General features: G+C 72.1%; 9 protein-coding genes and 1 pseudogene. 7 read left to right on the top strand and 3 right to left on the bottom strand.

Annotated elements, in window-relative coordinates; genetic code table 11:
* The first annotated feature begins 17 nt into the window (after positions 1-17).
* Entirely contained in the window at positions 18-1,436 is a 1,419-nt protein-coding gene (locus ACOKM3_RS13860) for an NAD(P)/FAD-dependent oxidoreductase (RefSeq protein ID WP_426900354.1), read from the top strand.
* A 12-nt stretch (positions 1,437-1,448) separates the two neighbouring features.
* Here the strand turns inward: ACOKM3_RS13860 and ACOKM3_RS13855 are convergent, their stop codons facing one another.
* Complete coding sequence (locus ACOKM3_RS13855; protein ID WP_426900352.1) at positions 1,449-1,760, bottom strand: nuclear transport factor 2 family protein; 312 nt, start codon at positions 1,758-1,760, stop codon at positions 1,449-1,451.
* Between the two features lie 237 nt (positions 1,761-1,997).
* Between ACOKM3_RS13855 and ACOKM3_RS13850 the strand changes: the two genes are divergently transcribed.
* Both ACOKM3_RS13850 and ACOKM3_RS13845 read left to right on the top strand, forming a co-directional pair.
* Positions 1,998-2,456, top strand: a complete 459-nt coding sequence (locus ACOKM3_RS13850; protein ID WP_426900350.1) for a bifunctional DNA primase/polymerase — start codon at positions 1,998-2,000, stop codon at positions 2,454-2,456.
* Between the two features lie 92 nt (positions 2,457-2,548).
* A pseudogene (locus ACOKM3_RS13845) lies at positions 2,549-4,396 on the top strand (chitinase).
* Here the strand turns inward: ACOKM3_RS13845 and ACOKM3_RS13840 are convergent.
* Entirely contained in the window at positions 4,350-4,781 is a 432-nt protein-coding gene (locus ACOKM3_RS13840) for a phosphatase PAP2 family protein (RefSeq protein ID WP_426900348.1), read from the bottom strand. The pseudogene ACOKM3_RS13845 and the gene ACOKM3_RS13840 sit on opposite strands and share 47 nt — an antisense overlap.
* Positions 4,782-5,339: 558 nt before the next feature.
* A complete protein-coding gene (gene gabT / locus ACOKM3_RS13835) occupies positions 5,340-6,674 on the bottom strand; it encodes a 4-aminobutyrate--2-oxoglutarate transaminase (RefSeq protein ID WP_426900346.1) in 1,335 nt (444 codons plus the stop codon).
* 319 nt (positions 6,675-6,993) lie between these two features.
* On the opposite strand from gabT, the gene ACOKM3_RS13830 reads away from it, so the two are divergent.
* The 4 genes from ACOKM3_RS13830 (at position 6,994) to ACOKM3_RS13815 (ending at position 13,853) form a co-directional block, all read left to right on the top strand.
* Entirely contained in the window at positions 6,994-9,354 is a 2,361-nt protein-coding gene (locus ACOKM3_RS13830; RefSeq protein ID WP_426900345.1) for an ATP/GTP-binding protein, read from the top strand.
* 177 nt (positions 9,355-9,531) lie between these two features.
* Positions 9,532-11,187 (top strand): PucR family transcriptional regulator, encoded by a 1,656-nt coding sequence (locus ACOKM3_RS13825; RefSeq protein WP_426900343.1) that lies wholly within the window; start codon positions 9,532-9,534, stop codon positions 11,185-11,187.
* Between the two features lie 221 nt (positions 11,188-11,408).
* Positions 11,409-12,851, top strand: a complete 1,443-nt coding sequence (locus ACOKM3_RS13820) for an aldehyde dehydrogenase family protein (RefSeq protein ID WP_327661321.1) — start codon at positions 11,409-11,411, stop codon at positions 12,849-12,851.
* A gap of 183 nt (positions 12,852-13,034) precedes the next feature.
* Positions 13,035-13,853, top strand: a complete 819-nt coding sequence (locus ACOKM3_RS13815) for a GH12 family glycosyl hydrolase domain-containing protein (protein ID WP_426900340.1) — start codon at positions 13,035-13,037, stop codon at positions 13,851-13,853.
* Positions 13,854-13,886: the final 33 nt, after the last annotated feature.

Genomic DNA, 13,886 nt, shown 5'->3' with positions numbered 1-13,886 from the left:
CTGAGGGAGTTGGAATCATGGCCGCACGCGCCATGAATCGCTGGACGAATTCACTCGCCGACGCCAAGCCGGTCGCCTACTGGCTCGACGACCCCGGCAGGCCCGAGGCCCGCCCGGCCCTGACCGGCGACGAGACGTGCGACCTCCTGGTCGTCGGCGGCGGCTACAGCGGACTGTGGACCGCGCTCATCGCCAAGGAGCGCGACCCGGGCCGGGACGTGGTGCTCGTCGAGGGCCGCGAGATCGGCTGGGCCGCCTCCGGGCGCAACGGTGGATTCTGCGCCGCCTCCCTCACGCACGGCACGGCCAACGGGCTCGCCCGCTGGCCGAAGGAGATCAAGAAGCTGGAGGAGCTGGGCGCCGCCAACCTCGACGCCATCGAGGCGGCGGTCGCCCGCTACTCCATCGACTGCGACTTCGAGCGCACCGGCGAGCTGGACGTGGCGACGCAGCCGCACCAGGTCGCCGAACTGCGAGAGTTCCACGCGGAGTTGACCGAGGCCGGTCTCGCCGACGGCGTCGAACTCCTGGACGCGGACGAGACCCGTGAACAGGTCGCGTCACCCACGTTCCTCGGCTCCATGTACGACCGGCACGGCGTCGCGATGCTGCACCCCGCGAAGCTCGCGTGGGGCCTGAAGCGGGCCTGCCTCGACCTGGGCGTCCGCGTCTACGAGAACACCCCGGCCACCGAACTCGCCTCCAGTGGCGCCGGAGTGGCGATCCGCACCCCGTACGGCCGGGTCTTCGCCCGGCACACCGCGCTCGCCACGAACGTCTTCCCGTCCCTGGTGAAGCGCACGCGCGCGTACACGGTCCCGGTCTACGACTACGCGCTGATGACGGAGCCGCTGAGCGCGGACCAACTGGCGGCGGTCGGCTGGAAGAACCGCCAGGGTCTCGGCGACAGCGCCAACCAGTTCCACTACTTCCGGCTGTCGGCCGACAACCGGATCCTGTGGGGCGGCTACGACGCGATCTACCCGTACGGCGGCCGGGTGCGGGCCGAGCACGACCACCGCCCGGAGACGTACGCGAAGCTGGCGGGCCACTTCTTCACGTGCTTCCCGCAGTTGGAGGGCCTGCGCTTCACGCACGCCTGGGGCGGCGCGATCGACACCTGCTCCCGCTTCTCGGCGTTCTTCGGCACGGCGCACGCGGGTCGGGTGGCGTACGCCGCCGGGTACACGGGTCTCGGCGTGGGCGCGACGCGGTTCGGCGCGGACGTGATGCTGGACCTGCTCGCCGGCGAGCGCACGGACCGTACGGAGCTGGAGATGGTGCGCAAGAAGCCGCTCCCGTTCCCGCCCGAGCCGTTCGCGGCCACGGGCATCGCGCTCACCAAGTGGTCCCTCGCCCGCGCCGACGCCAACGGCGGCCGCCGCAACCTGTGGCTGAAGGCGATGGACACGGTGGGCCTCGGCTTCGACAGCTGAGCGCCCCGCAGGTCAGGCGCTCTCGTCCGACGTGAGCGTCCCCTGATGGAAGTACAGCCGCCACCCGGCCTCCGGGTGGCGGCGCCACACCGAACTCCGGTGCGCGCGGCGGCCGTTGTCGTCGGTGTGGAACGTCAGATGGACGACACCGGGCGCGAGCAGCGTCCCCCGCATCCCCGTGCCCCGCACCGGCCGCCCTGTTTCCTCGGGAGCCGATCCGGTCACCTCCAGGATCGACTCCCGGCCCCACCGCCGCCCGGACGCGCCGAACTCCACGAACTCCGGGTCGAGCAGCGCCGTCACGTCCGCGTCGGACGCCCGCACGCCGGGTTCGAGCAGTTGCAGTTCCCCGTCGATCGCCGCCTGTACCTGCGTCTTCTCGTCCTCTTCTATGGCCGGAGGCTACTCGTGCGCCCGCTGTTGACCACCCGGCGTACGCCCCGGCCGCACCCGGTTCCGAAAATTCACTACCTTCAGGTAACCGAAGTCGCGTAATGCCCGGGCCACTTCCTCCTCTCGTTCGTGACCATCAGCGTCGATGTGAACGAGGAGGGCCCCGTCATGACTGGCTCGGGGGACAAGGCCGCGGTCGAGTGGCTGGTGTCCGTGGCACCGGATCCGGACGCCTGCCGCTGGGAGTGGGAACGCAATCCGCACGGGGTGGCGCTGCTGCCCGCGGGCGAGCGGTGGGACGTGCTGATCCTGCCGGGGGAGCTCGGCTATCCGACGCTCGACGTGCTGCGCCGGGTGATCGACAGGCCGGGCCCCGTGATCGGGGACTTCGGCGCCGCCCGCATGGGCTTCTTCGTGCCCGCGGGCACGGCCGCCCGCTGGCTCGGCACGGGGGTGCGCGCGGTGGGGCGCGGCAGCTGGATCGTGGCGCCCTACCCCGGCCGGCTCGCGGGCGGCGTGCGCTGGCTGGTGCCGCCGGACGGCTCGGGCACGCTCACGGACCCGGCGCTCCTGGAACTCGCGATGCACGAGGCGGCGGCCCAACTGGCGCGGGATGTCGAGAGGTAGAGGCGTATTGAACCCTTGACAACTCAATTGGTCTGGACCAAGTTGGGCGCGCTCCACCGTGCTCGTTTCCCCCGCCACGCCCGGAGGCAGCCATGGCCCGCTCCAGATCCGACCGACCCCGCGGATCCCGCAGATCTCACAGGTCCCGCAGACTCGTCACGAGCCTCACCGCCGCCGCGCTCGCCGCGACCGGCCTCACCACCCTGTCCACCACCGCGAGCGCCGCCGATGTCGACCTCGCCCGCAACGGCGGATTCGAGTCCGGCATGGACGGCTGGACCTGCTCGTCCAACACGGGCAGAAACGTCAACTCGCCTGCTCGCAGCGGCAGTTCGGCGCTCCAGGCCACACCGTCCGGCGCCGACAACGCCCAGTGCTCGCAGACCGTCACGGTCAAGCCCGACTCCACGTACACGCTGTCCGGATACGTCCGCGGCAGCTACGTCTACCTCGGTGCGAGCGGCACCGGCACCACGGACGCGTCGACCTGGACCCCGTCGGCCTCCGACTGGCAGCAGTTGAGGACCACCTTCCGCACCGGCCCCGCCACCACCAAGGTCACGATCTACACGCACGGCTGGTACGGCAGCCCCGCCTACACCGCCGACGACCTCACCCTGCTCGGCCCCGGCACCGAGACCCCGGCGCCGCCCGCCGCGCCCACGGGCCTCAAGACCTCGGCCGTCACCGCGACGAGCGTCGGCCTGTCCTGGTCGGCGGTCCCCGGCGCGACGAGCTACGCGGTGTACCGCAACGGCACGAAGTCCCAGACGGTGAACGGCACTTCGGCCACCGTCACCGGCCTCACGCCCGCCACCGCCCACAGCTTCCAGGTCGCCGCCGTGAACGACGCGGGCGAGTCCGCGAAGTCGGACACCGTCACCGCGACCACGACCCAGGGCCCCGGCGACTCCGGATCCTCGGACCTCCCGGCGCACGCCCTCGTCGGCTACCTCCACGCGAGCTTCGCCAACGGCGCCGGCTACACCCGCCTCGCCGACGTCCCCGACAGCTGGGACGTCATCGACCTCGCCTTCGGCGAACCCACCTCGACGACCTCCGGCGACATCCGCTTCGACCGCTGCCCGGCCACGGAGTGTCCGGGAGTCGAGCCGGACGCCGACTTCAAGGCCGCGATCAAGGCCAAGCAGGCGGCGGGCAAGAAGGTCCTGATCTCCATCGGCGGCCAGAACGGCCAGGTCCAACTCACCACGGCCGCCGCCCGCGACACCTTCGTCACGTCCGTCTCGAAGATCATCGACGAGTACGGTCTCGACGGCCTCGACATCGACTTCGAGGGCCACTCCCTCTCCCTGAACGCCGACGACACCGACTTCAAGAACCCCAAGACCCCGGTGATCGTGAACCTGATCTCGGCCGTGAAGTCCCTGAAGGCCAAGTACGGCGACAAGTTCACGCTGACCATGGCCCCGGAAACGTTCTTCGTCCAACTCGGTTACCAGTACTACGGCACCGGAAAATGGGGCGGCCAGGACCCGCGCGCGGGAGCGTATCTCCCGGTCATCCACGCCCTGCGCGACGACCTGACGCTCCTCCACGTCCAGGACTACAACTCCGGCTCGATCATGGGCCTCGACAACTAGTACCACTCCATGGGCGGCGCCGACTTTCACATCGCGATGACCGACATGCTGCTCACCGGCTTCCCGGTGGCGGGCGACGCGGCCAACGTCTTCCCGCCGCTGCGCCCCGACCAGGTCGCGATCGGCATGCCGGCCTCCACCCAGGCGGGCAACGGCTACGTGTCGTCGGCGGAGACCAACAAGGTCCTCGGCTGCCTCACCAAGAAGACCGACTGCGGCTCTTACACGACCCACGGAACCTGGCCGGCGCTGCGCGGACTGATGACGTGGTCGATCAACTGGGACCGCTTCAGCAACTGGGAGTTCCAGAAGAACTTCGACGGCTTCTTCGGCTGACCGCATACGCCGCCGCGTACAGCAGCACCACCGCCAGACACCAGCTGCCGACCACATCGGCCGGCCAGTGATACCCCTGCCGTACGAGTCCCAGGCCTACGGCCGCGTTCAACACGACGCAGCCGTAGGCCAGCCGGCGTGAACGGAGCAGCAGTACGCACAGCCCGTACGCCACCGCTGCGGTCGCCGCGTGGCCCGACGGGTAGAAGCCGGTCTCCGGCGCCATGGGCGGTGGTCCCGGGCGGGCGATGAGCGACTGGAGCGGGGCCACGAGGGCCGGGACCAGGGCCATCGTCACGAGCGCGACGAGCGCCGCGAGCCAGGTGCGGGTGCGCCACACGACGTACGCGAGGGTGACCGCGAGGACGGGGAGCGCGACGCTCATGTTGCCGAGGTCGGCGAAGAACTCGGCGGGGGCGGAAGGGATCGCGCTCGTGCGGATCGCGTTGCCGAGGCGCTCGTCGTACGCGAGGAGGGGGCCGTCGGATGCGGCCTGCCAGGTGAGTGCGGCGAAGAGGAGGGCCGCGAAGAGGGGGAGAAAAGTGGTCGGCCGGTTCGGAACAGGGGGGGTAGTTCCGAACCGGCCGAACTGGCCGGCGTATCGCGCGCCCCGGGGGGTTTGGGGCGGGCGACCGTCCGACCGGTGAGGAGTTCCGGAGCCGGAAGCTCCGGGTGTGTGCGCGAGGGCACGACCAGGGCGAAGCTGGGGAGGCCTCGACCCGGGTTCGCCCGCAGTCGCCTGCGAGCGGGGTGTTTCTCTCATCTGCAGAAACCGTACGGCAGGGGCTGGGGGTGCGACAGCCGGTTGCGCAACATCCCATCGGCCTCGCACACCTTCTTCACACGGCCCGACCGTCGTCGCAGGTCACGGAAGCGTCGCGGCGTGCGCCGTCACGATCGGGGCGTGTGGCTCCTGTTACCGGAGCGGCGTCCTGGGGGCTGCTCAGAGCGCGGCGAACGCGTTCTCGATGATGTCGAGGCCCTCGTTCAGGAGGTCCTGGCCGATGACGAGCGGCGGCAGGAAACGCAGCACGTTGCCGTAGGTGCCACAGGTGAGGACGAGCAGGCCCTCGGCGTGGCAGGCCTTGGCGAGGGCGGCGGTGGCCTCCGGGTTCGGCTCCTTGGTCGCTGGGTCCTTGACGAGCTCGACGGCGATCATGCCGCCGCGGCCGCGGATGTCGCCGATGACAGGGAACTTCTCCTGCATCGCCGACAGGCGCGACTTCATCGTCGTCTCGATCTCCTTCGCCTTGGCGTTGAGGTCGAGTTCCTTCATCGTCTCGATGGCGCCGAGCGCACCGGCGCAGGCCACCGGGTTGCCGCCGTAGGTGCCGCCGAGGCCGCCCGCGTGCGCGGCGTCCATGATCTCGGCCTTGCCGGTCACGGCGGCGAGCGGGAGGCCGCCCGCGATGCCCTTGGCGGTCGTGATCAGGTCCGGGACGATGCCCTCGTCCTCGCACGCGAACCACTGGCCGGTGCGGCAGAAGCCGGACTGGATCTCGTCCGCGACGAAGACGATGCCGTTGTCGGCGGCGAACTGGCGGATCGCCGGGAGGAAGCCCTTGGCCGGCTCGATGAAGCCGCCCTCGCCGAGCACCGGCTCGATGATGATCGCGGCGACGTTGTCCGCGCCGACCTGCTTGGAGATCTGGTCGATGGCCTGCTTGGCGGCCTCGGGTCCGGCGTTCTCCTCGCCGGTCGGCCAGCGGTAGCCGTAGGCCAGCGGGGCGCGGTAGACCTCGGGGGCGAACGGGCCGAAGCCGTGCTTGTACGGCATGTTCTTCGCGGTGAGCGCCATCGTCAGGTTCGTACGGCCGTGGTAGCCGTGGTCGAAGACGACGACCGCCTGGCGCTTGGTGTAGGCGCGGGCGATCTTGACGGCGTTCTCGACCGCCTCGGCGCCGGAGTTGAAGAGGGCCGACTTCTTCTCGTGGTCGCCCGGCGTCAGCTCGGCGAGCGCCTCGGCGACCGCGACGTAGCTCTCGTACGGCGTGACCATGAAGCAGGTGTGGGTGAAGTCCTGCAGCTGGGCGGAGGCGCGGCGGACCACGGCCTCGGCGGAGGCGCCGACGGAGGTCACGGCGATGCCGGAACCGAAGTCGATGAGGCGGTTGCCGTCGACGTCCTCGATGATGCCGCGGTCGACCTTGGCGGTGAACACCGGCAGCGTGGAGCCCACGCCCGCGGCGACGACCGCGGTGCGGCGGGCCTGCAGCTCCTGCGACTTCGGGCCGGGGATGGCGGTGACGACGCGGCGCTCCTGCGGGATGTCGCTCATGCGGGGCTCCTGGTTCTGGAATCCGGTCCCGGGTTGTATCGGTCTCGACGTCGCCGGGGCTGCTTTCGGGGGGTTTCTCGCAGGTTAGGGGCGGGGGAGCGGGGCGGTCATGCTCCATACGGGCGGGGTCGGTGGTGCGTGTTGTCCGTCTTGGACAGGTGTGGATCCGGTGCGGCCCCCGGACGGGTCGGGTGCGCGCGTCGCGACGGGCCCGGTCCATGGGGCGCGTATGCGGTGAACTCCCCTGGTACGGGCATTAGATTGAGGCGCGATCGACGCACACGGCACGGACCGACCGGGCAGCTCAGGGGGCTAGGCCATGGACAGCGAAAGCGGCATGCAGGGCACGCAGGGTGCGGGGGGCGGTGAGCGGCAGGCGTCCGCGCCCGTGCCGCGTCCCGCGCGGCCGCCCCGCCCGGCCGCCCCGCCGATGCCCCGGCAGGCGCCCCCGGCGGCGCGCGGCTCGGTGGCCGAGTGGCTCGCCGCGCGCCGCCCCAAGACCCAGCCGGGTGTGTGGCGGTACGAGTACGAGCCCCGGCCCCCCGAGCGGGACACGTCGGCGATCGGGCGCAAGCTGCTGGTGTGGATGGGGCTGTCGTTCCTGGTCGGCGTCCTGCTGTGGAGCCTGTGGCGGCGCGGCACGCTGCCGTACCAGTGGGCCCCGCTCAAGATCTTCACGCCGGACAGCTGGTGGTGGCCGGGCACGACCTCGCCCCGCGACCAGAAGGCGTACGACGCACTCGTCGTCTACGAAGGCGTGGCTTTCGCTCTGCTCGTCTTCTTGGTGGGGCGATTCGGGGCCTGGGGGGAGGGCATCCGGCACTTCGTCGTCCGCAGGCCCCAGCCGGCCCGCGCCGTCATCGCCTCGGTCGCCGCCGTGGGCGTGCTGATCTTCGTGTGGCCGGACGCGCTCGGCCTCTCCTGGCGGCCGCTGCCGATCGCCGACCCGGTCCTCTCCCTCGTCGTCCTCGTCACCGGCGGCTACGGCTTCTTCCAGGTCCCGGTCCTCGCCTATCTCCTGTACGCGCTGATCACGGCGGCGGTCCTGTGGCCGTTCGCCCGGATCGGCGGCTGGCTCGACCTCTGGTCCGCGCGCCGCAAGAAGGAAGCGCCGCCCCGTCCCACCGCACCACCCGCGCGCGAGGCCTGGTCGCAGCTGCGCGAGGCGGGCCAGGACCAGGCCGCCGACGTGCTCACCGCCGAGGTGGCGGGCGGCCGCATGAACGACGTCGACTGCGCGCGCGTCACCCACGCCTGGCGGCACACCGCCGACCCGGCCGCCTTCACCAAGACCGTGCTCAAGCAGGGCGCGGGCGCCTGGGCGCACCCTTCGGGGCAGCGCGACCTGCCGGCCCGCGCGGCGGCGCACGACCTGCTCGTCGGCCAGGTGCGGATCGGCTCCTTCGCGCGCGACGAGCGCAATCCGTACGCGCTGCGGGGCGCGGGCGCGGCCCTCGACCCGAACCTGCTCGGCACCTCGCTCCTCGCCGTGGGCCCGCCGGGCGCGGGCAAGACGGCGGGGGTCGTACGCCCCGTGGTCGAGTCCCTGGCGCTCCAGGCGCTCACCGGGCAGTGCGCCGTGCTCGCGGTCTGCGCGCAGGGCACCCCGCTCGGCCCCGACGACGCGTACGACGTGGTGGTCAGGCCGGGCGACCGGTCGTCGGTGCACGACCTCGACCTGTACGCGGACGCCACCGACGCGGACGAGGCGGCGGGCTTCCTCGCCGAGGGCCTGGTCGGCGACCTGGACACGGTCGACACCCGGCGCGCCGCCACCGCGCTCGCCCAGCTCCTCGGCCCCTACAAGGAGGCGCACGGCACGTTCCCGGCCGTGCCGGTGCTGCGCGAACTCCTCGAAGGCGATCCGGAGGCCTTCGCCGACCTGAAGGGACGCCTGTCGGTGGACTCCGCGATGCGCCGCGAACTCGACGCCCGGCAGCGGCAGTTCGGCACCGCGAGCGATCCGGGCCCGCTGCTCGCCGACCGCCTCGCCCTCCTGGACCGACCGATCTTCTCCGGCTTCTTCGACCCGGCGGCCGCCCGCCCGTTCTCCGTACGGGCCCTCGCGCACCACCCGCTGCGGGTCCGCGTCGACCTGCCCGAGCAGGGCCACGAAGAGGCGTCACGGCTGCTCGCCCGGCTGCTGCTCGCCCAGTTCACCTCCGTCGTACGAGGCCGGGGCGGGCGCTCCCACTTCGCCTGCCTGGTCCTCGACGACGCGGCGCGCACCGTCACCGCGGAGACCGTCCGCGGCATCCAGCGACTGCGGTCCGCGCACGCCGGAGTGGTGCTCGGCCTGCGCACCATCGGCGAGGTCGCCGAGCCGCTGCAAGGCCCGCTGTACGCGGCGGTCGGCTGCCGCATGGCGTTCTCCGGGGTCACCACCTGGGACGGCAGGCGCTTCGCGGAGGCCTGGGGCACCGAGTGGGTGGAGACCGAGGAGGTCGCGCAGCACGCGGTGTTCGCGCAGCAGCCGCTGACCCGCGCGCTGCACAAGGCGCGTCAGATGGTGACCGGGAAGGCCGTCACCACGGACGCCGTCACCGTCCGCAAGGTGGAGCGCGAGCGCTGGTCGGCCTCCGATCTGGCGCACGCGGTGCCGCCGGGGCACGCGGTGCTCTCGCTCACCACTGTGCGCGGTGAGCACGCTCCGCCGCTGCTCGTGGACCTGCGCGGCTGAAAAGCGTGTGAAAACGTCTGAAGGTTGACTGAGCTTTCAGGGGGCGGGGGCCCCAGTGGTACGTACGGTGAGGCAGAATCGACACTGGTCGTTCATACGCACCGGCCAAAAGCTTCACAGGATCCACGTGTACGCCCTGCCCCCGTGTACGCCCCCGCTCACCCGAAGGCCTGGCCTATGCCGCCCACGCTCGCCTCGCTCGTCCACCACTCGGCGCTCAAGCTCGGCGTGCGCGCGGGCGAGCAGCACCTGGACACCCCGGTCCGCTGGGCGCACGTGAGCGAGCTCGCCGACCCCGTCCCGTACATGGAGGGCGGCGAGCTCCTCCTGATGACCGCGCTCAAGCTGGACGCCGAGGACCCCGAGGCGATGAGCCGCTACGTGAAGCGGCTCGTCGAGGCGGGCGTCGTCGGCCTCGGCTTCGCCGTCGGCGTCAACTACGACGACGTCCCCGAGGCCCTGGTGAAGGCGGCGAAGGACGAGGGCCTTCCGCTGCTCGCGGTGCCGCCGCGCACGCCGTTCATCGCCATCAGCAAGGCGGTCTCCGCCGCGATCGCCGCAGAGCAGTACAAGGCCGTCACCTCCGGGTTCGCCGCCCAGCGCGAACTCACCAAGCAGGCCCTGGGCGGCGGGCCCGAAGGGGTGCTCGGCGTGCTCGCCGCGCAGGTCGACGGGTGGGCGGCGCTGTACGACGCGTCGGGCGCCGTCGTCGCCACCGCCCCGGACTGGGCGGGTCGCCGCGCCGCCCGCCTGACCGGCGAGGTGGAGCGGCTGCGGGACCGGCCCGCGCCGGCCAGCGCGGTGGTGGAGAGCGGCTCCGACGACCGGGTCGAACTGCACTCCATCGGCACCGGGCGGCGGCCCCGCGCGGCGCTCGCGGTGGGCACGGCGGCGGCCCTCGGCACGGCCGAGCGGTACGCGCTGCACTCGGCGATCGCGCTGCTCACCCTCACCACCGAACGCTCCCGGGCGCTGTACGCGGCCGAGCAGCGGATCGGCGCGGCCGTCCTGCGGATGCTGCTCGCGGGGGAGCCCGACCACGCGCGGGCCGTCGCGGGCGACCTGTACGGGGCGCTGCTCGACGCGCCGTTCCGGATGGTGATCGCGGACGCCGCGGCGCCGCCGAAGAACGGGACGGCGCGGCCGGCCGCGGCGCCGTCGAGCGGGACGGCGGCGTTGCTGGCGGAGGCGGTGACCGGGTCCCGGGAGCAGGGCGCCGGACCTGCGGGGCCGCTCCCCGTCCTCGCCGACGTCGTGGAGTCCGCGGCGGCGCGCTCCGGCGAGGCGCTGCTCGTGGTCCCCGACGGCGAGCGGCTCGTGCTGCTGGCCGTCGACGGCGGGGCGGCGGCGGAGGCCTGCCTCCAGTACGCGGAGGCCCTGGAGTCGACGCGCGGGGAGGGCTCGTCCGAGGACGAACTGGTCGTCGGCTTCTCGGCGCCGGCCGGGCCGATCGCGGCGGTGTCCGCGTACAAGCAGGCCGAACAGGCGCTGTCCGTCGCGCGCAGACGGGGCCGGATCCTCGTCGAGCACGAGGACGTCGCGGCGGGCTCGGTGCTGCCGCTGCTGGGTGACGATGCGGTCCGGGCGTTCGCGGACGGCCTCCTGCGGGCGCTGCGCGACCATGACGCGACGGGGCGGGGCGACCTGGTGGCCTCGCTGCGGGCGTGGCTCTCCCGCCATGGCCAGTGGGACGCGGCGGCGGCGGACCTGGGCGTCCACCGCCATACGCTCCGCTATCGGATGCGGCGGGTCGAGGAGATCCTGGGCCGCTCCCTGGACGACCCGGACGTCCGTATGGAGCTGTGGCTGGCGTTGAAGGCGACGGGTACGTAGGGGTTGGTTACGGCCTCGGGGCTCCGCCCCGGACCCCGCTGCTCAATCGCCGCAGGGGCTTGATTTGCCCAGCCCCGAGAGCGCAACCGCGGTGCCGCGCGCCAATCCGGCGAAGTCGCACCCACGACTACGCCGCATCGTCCAAACCGCCACCCCGCACCCCCGCCCTACCGTGGTCACACGCACCCCCACCCACCACGGAGAGGCCGGTACACGCACCCATGACCACCCACGCCTTCTGGCTCGCCGGCCGCCAGGCCACCGGTGACACGACGTTCGACGTCCACAACTCCTACGACGGCCGCCTCGTCGGCACCGTCGCCGAGCCCACCGAGGCCCAGGTGGAGGAGGCCGTCGCCGCCGCCCACGCCGTGGTCGACGAGTTCGCCGCGACCCCCGCCCACGTACGGGCCAAGGCCCTGAACCACGTGGCCGACCGCCTGATCGAGCGCACCGAGGAGATCGCCCAGCTGATCTCCGCGGAGAACGGCAAGCCGATCAAGTGGGCCCGCGGCGAGGTCGGCCGCGCCGTCTCCGTGTTCCGCTTCTCCGCCGAGGAGGCCCGCCGCTGGAACAGCGGTGAGGCCCAGCGCCTCGACACCGACGCGGGCGGGACGGGCCGCATGGCGATCACCCGCCGCGTCCCGAAGGGCGTCGTCCTCGGCATCGCCCCGTTCAACTTCCCGCTGAACCTGAGCGCCCACAAGGTCGCCCCGGCCATCGCGGTGGGCGCGCCCATCATCCTCAAGCCGGCCCCGGCCACCCCGATCTCCTCGCTGATCCTCGGCGAGCTGCTCGCGGAGACGGACCTCCCGGCCGGTTCCTGGTCGGTGCTGACGGTCCCCAACGACCGCATGCCCGCCCTGGTCCAGGACGAGCGCCTCCCGGTCATCTCCTTCACCGGCTCGGGCCCGGTCGGCTACGCGATCATGGACAGCGTGCCGCGCAAGCACTGCACCCTGGAGCTCGGCGGCAACGGCGCGGCCGTCGTTCTCGCCGACTACGCCTCCGAGGCCGACCTGGACTGGGCGGCGAGCCGCATCGCCACCTTCTCCAACTACCAGGGCGGCCAGTCCTGCATCTCGGTGCAGCGCGTCATCGCCGACGCCACCGTCTACGACCGGCTGCTGCCGAAGATCGTCGCGGCCGTCGAGGCCCAGGTCACCGGCGACCCGGCCGACGACGCCACCGACGTCGGCCCGCTGGTCAGCGAGGACGCCGCGAAGCGCGTGGAGTCGTGGGTGACCGAGGCCGTCGACGCGGGCGCCTCCCTCCTCGCCGGCGGCAAGCGCGACGGCGCCACTTACGCGCCCACCGTCCTCGCCGACGTCCCGGCCGACGTCACGATCTCCTGCGAGGAGGTCTTCGGCCCGGTCCTCACGGTCAAGAAGGTGGACGGCGAGGCCGAGGCCTTCGCCGCCGTCAACGACTCCAAGTACGGCCTCCAGGCAGGCGTGTTCACGCACGACCTCCAGACCGCGTTCCGCGCCCACCGCGCCCTTGAGGTCGGCGGCGTGGTCATCGGCGACGCCCCGTCCTACCGCGCCGACCAGATGCCGTACGGCGGCGCCAAGCAGTCCGGCGTGGGCCGCGAGGGCGTCAAGTTCGCCATGGACGACTACACGTACGAGCGCGTCCTCGTCCTGACGGGCCTCGCGCTGTAGTCACTCCGCGAGGAGAACACCGAAGACCCCCGGCGCGCGCCTGATCCGCGCGCCGGACCACGACGGCCGGAGCCCACTGTGCGGGGGCTCCGGCCGTCGGCCTTTCACTCGAAGGCAACTTCCCCGCGCGCGGCGGCCACTTGAGGGACGTAGTCCAACGCCCCCGACGGAAGGACGTCCCCCATGGCCGCCAGCCGGCACCGCCGCCCCCGCCTCTCCCGCCGCCTGAAGATCGCCACGGCGGCGGCCACCGCACTCGCGGCCGGCGCCACCGTCAGCGTCGCCATGGCCGACGAGTCGGCGAAACTCTGCGACGCCTACGCCACCGTGACGATGGGCAAGTACTACGTCAACAACAACCTGTGGGGTCAGGACAAGGCCACCGGATCGCAGTGCATGTGGTCCAACTCCCAGTCGGGCGACACCATTTCGTGGGCCACCGAGTACGACTGGGCCAACAACTCGGCGGGACACGACTACGACGTGAAGTCCTACGTCTCCAGTGTCCTGGGCTGGCACTGGGGCTGGAAGGTCGACAAGTCGGCCACCGGCCTCCCCACCCGCGTCGGCGACAAGAAGGACATCAGGTCGACGTGGAAGTTCGGGCTCAACGCCGACCCGGGCACCATGAACGTCGCCTACGACCTGTGGTTCCACGCCAAGGACGACGCCGACTGGCAGGACGGCCCCACCGACGAGGTCATGATCTGGCTCAACCGGCAGGGCGGCGCGGGCCCCCTCGGCACCAAGGAGGCCACCGTCAGCCTGGGTGGCACCACCTGGGACCTCTACAAGGGCAACGTCGGCTGGAACGTCTACTCGTTCGTCCGCACCGCCAACACCACCTCCGCCACCCTCGACCTCGACGACTTCAACCAGGCGCTCGTGGCGCGCGGGCTGATGAGCGGCGACAAGTACCTCTCCGGCATCGAGGCGGGCACCGAGGTCTTCAAGGGGAAGGGGACGCTCGACACGGAGGCGTATTCGGTGCGCGTCGGGTAGTCGACATGCCCGTTATCGGGTACATACGATCGA

It is taken from the genome of Streptomyces nidicola, assembly GCF_050106155.1.
Classification (GTDB): Bacteria; Actinomycetota; Actinomycetes; order Streptomycetales; family Streptomycetaceae; genus Streptomyces.
Note: the sequence above shows the minus strand (reverse complement) of the source record. Positions and strands in the feature narration are given on the sequence as shown.

Coding starts and splice junctions, on each gene's coding strand:
- ACOKM3_RS13860 (WP_426900354.1), top strand. CDS start 18: ATGGCCGCACGCGCCATGAATCGCTGGACGAATTCACTCGCCGACGCC.
- ACOKM3_RS13850 (WP_426900350.1), top strand. CDS start 1,998: ATGACTGGCTCGGGGGACAAGGCCGCGGTCGAGTGGCTGGTGTCCGTG.
- ACOKM3_RS13840 (WP_426900348.1), bottom strand. CDS start 4,781: ATGAGCGTCGCGCTCCCCGTCCTCGCGGTCACCCTCGCGTACGTCGTG.
- gabT (WP_426900346.1), bottom strand. CDS start 6,674: ATGAGCGACATCCCGCAGGAGCGCCGCGTCGTCACCGCCATCCCCGGC.
- ACOKM3_RS13830 (WP_426900345.1), top strand. CDS start 6,994: ATGGACAGCGAAAGCGGCATGCAGGGCACGCAGGGTGCGGGGGGCGGT.
- ACOKM3_RS13825 (WP_426900343.1), top strand. CDS start 9,532: ATGCCGCCCACGCTCGCCTCGCTCGTCCACCACTCGGCGCTCAAGCTC.
- ACOKM3_RS13820 (WP_327661321.1), top strand. CDS start 11,409: ATGACCACCCACGCCTTCTGGCTCGCCGGCCGCCAGGCCACCGGTGAC.
- ACOKM3_RS13815 (WP_426900340.1), top strand. CDS start 13,035: ATGGCCGCCAGCCGGCACCGCCGCCCCCGCCTCTCCCGCCGCCTGAAG.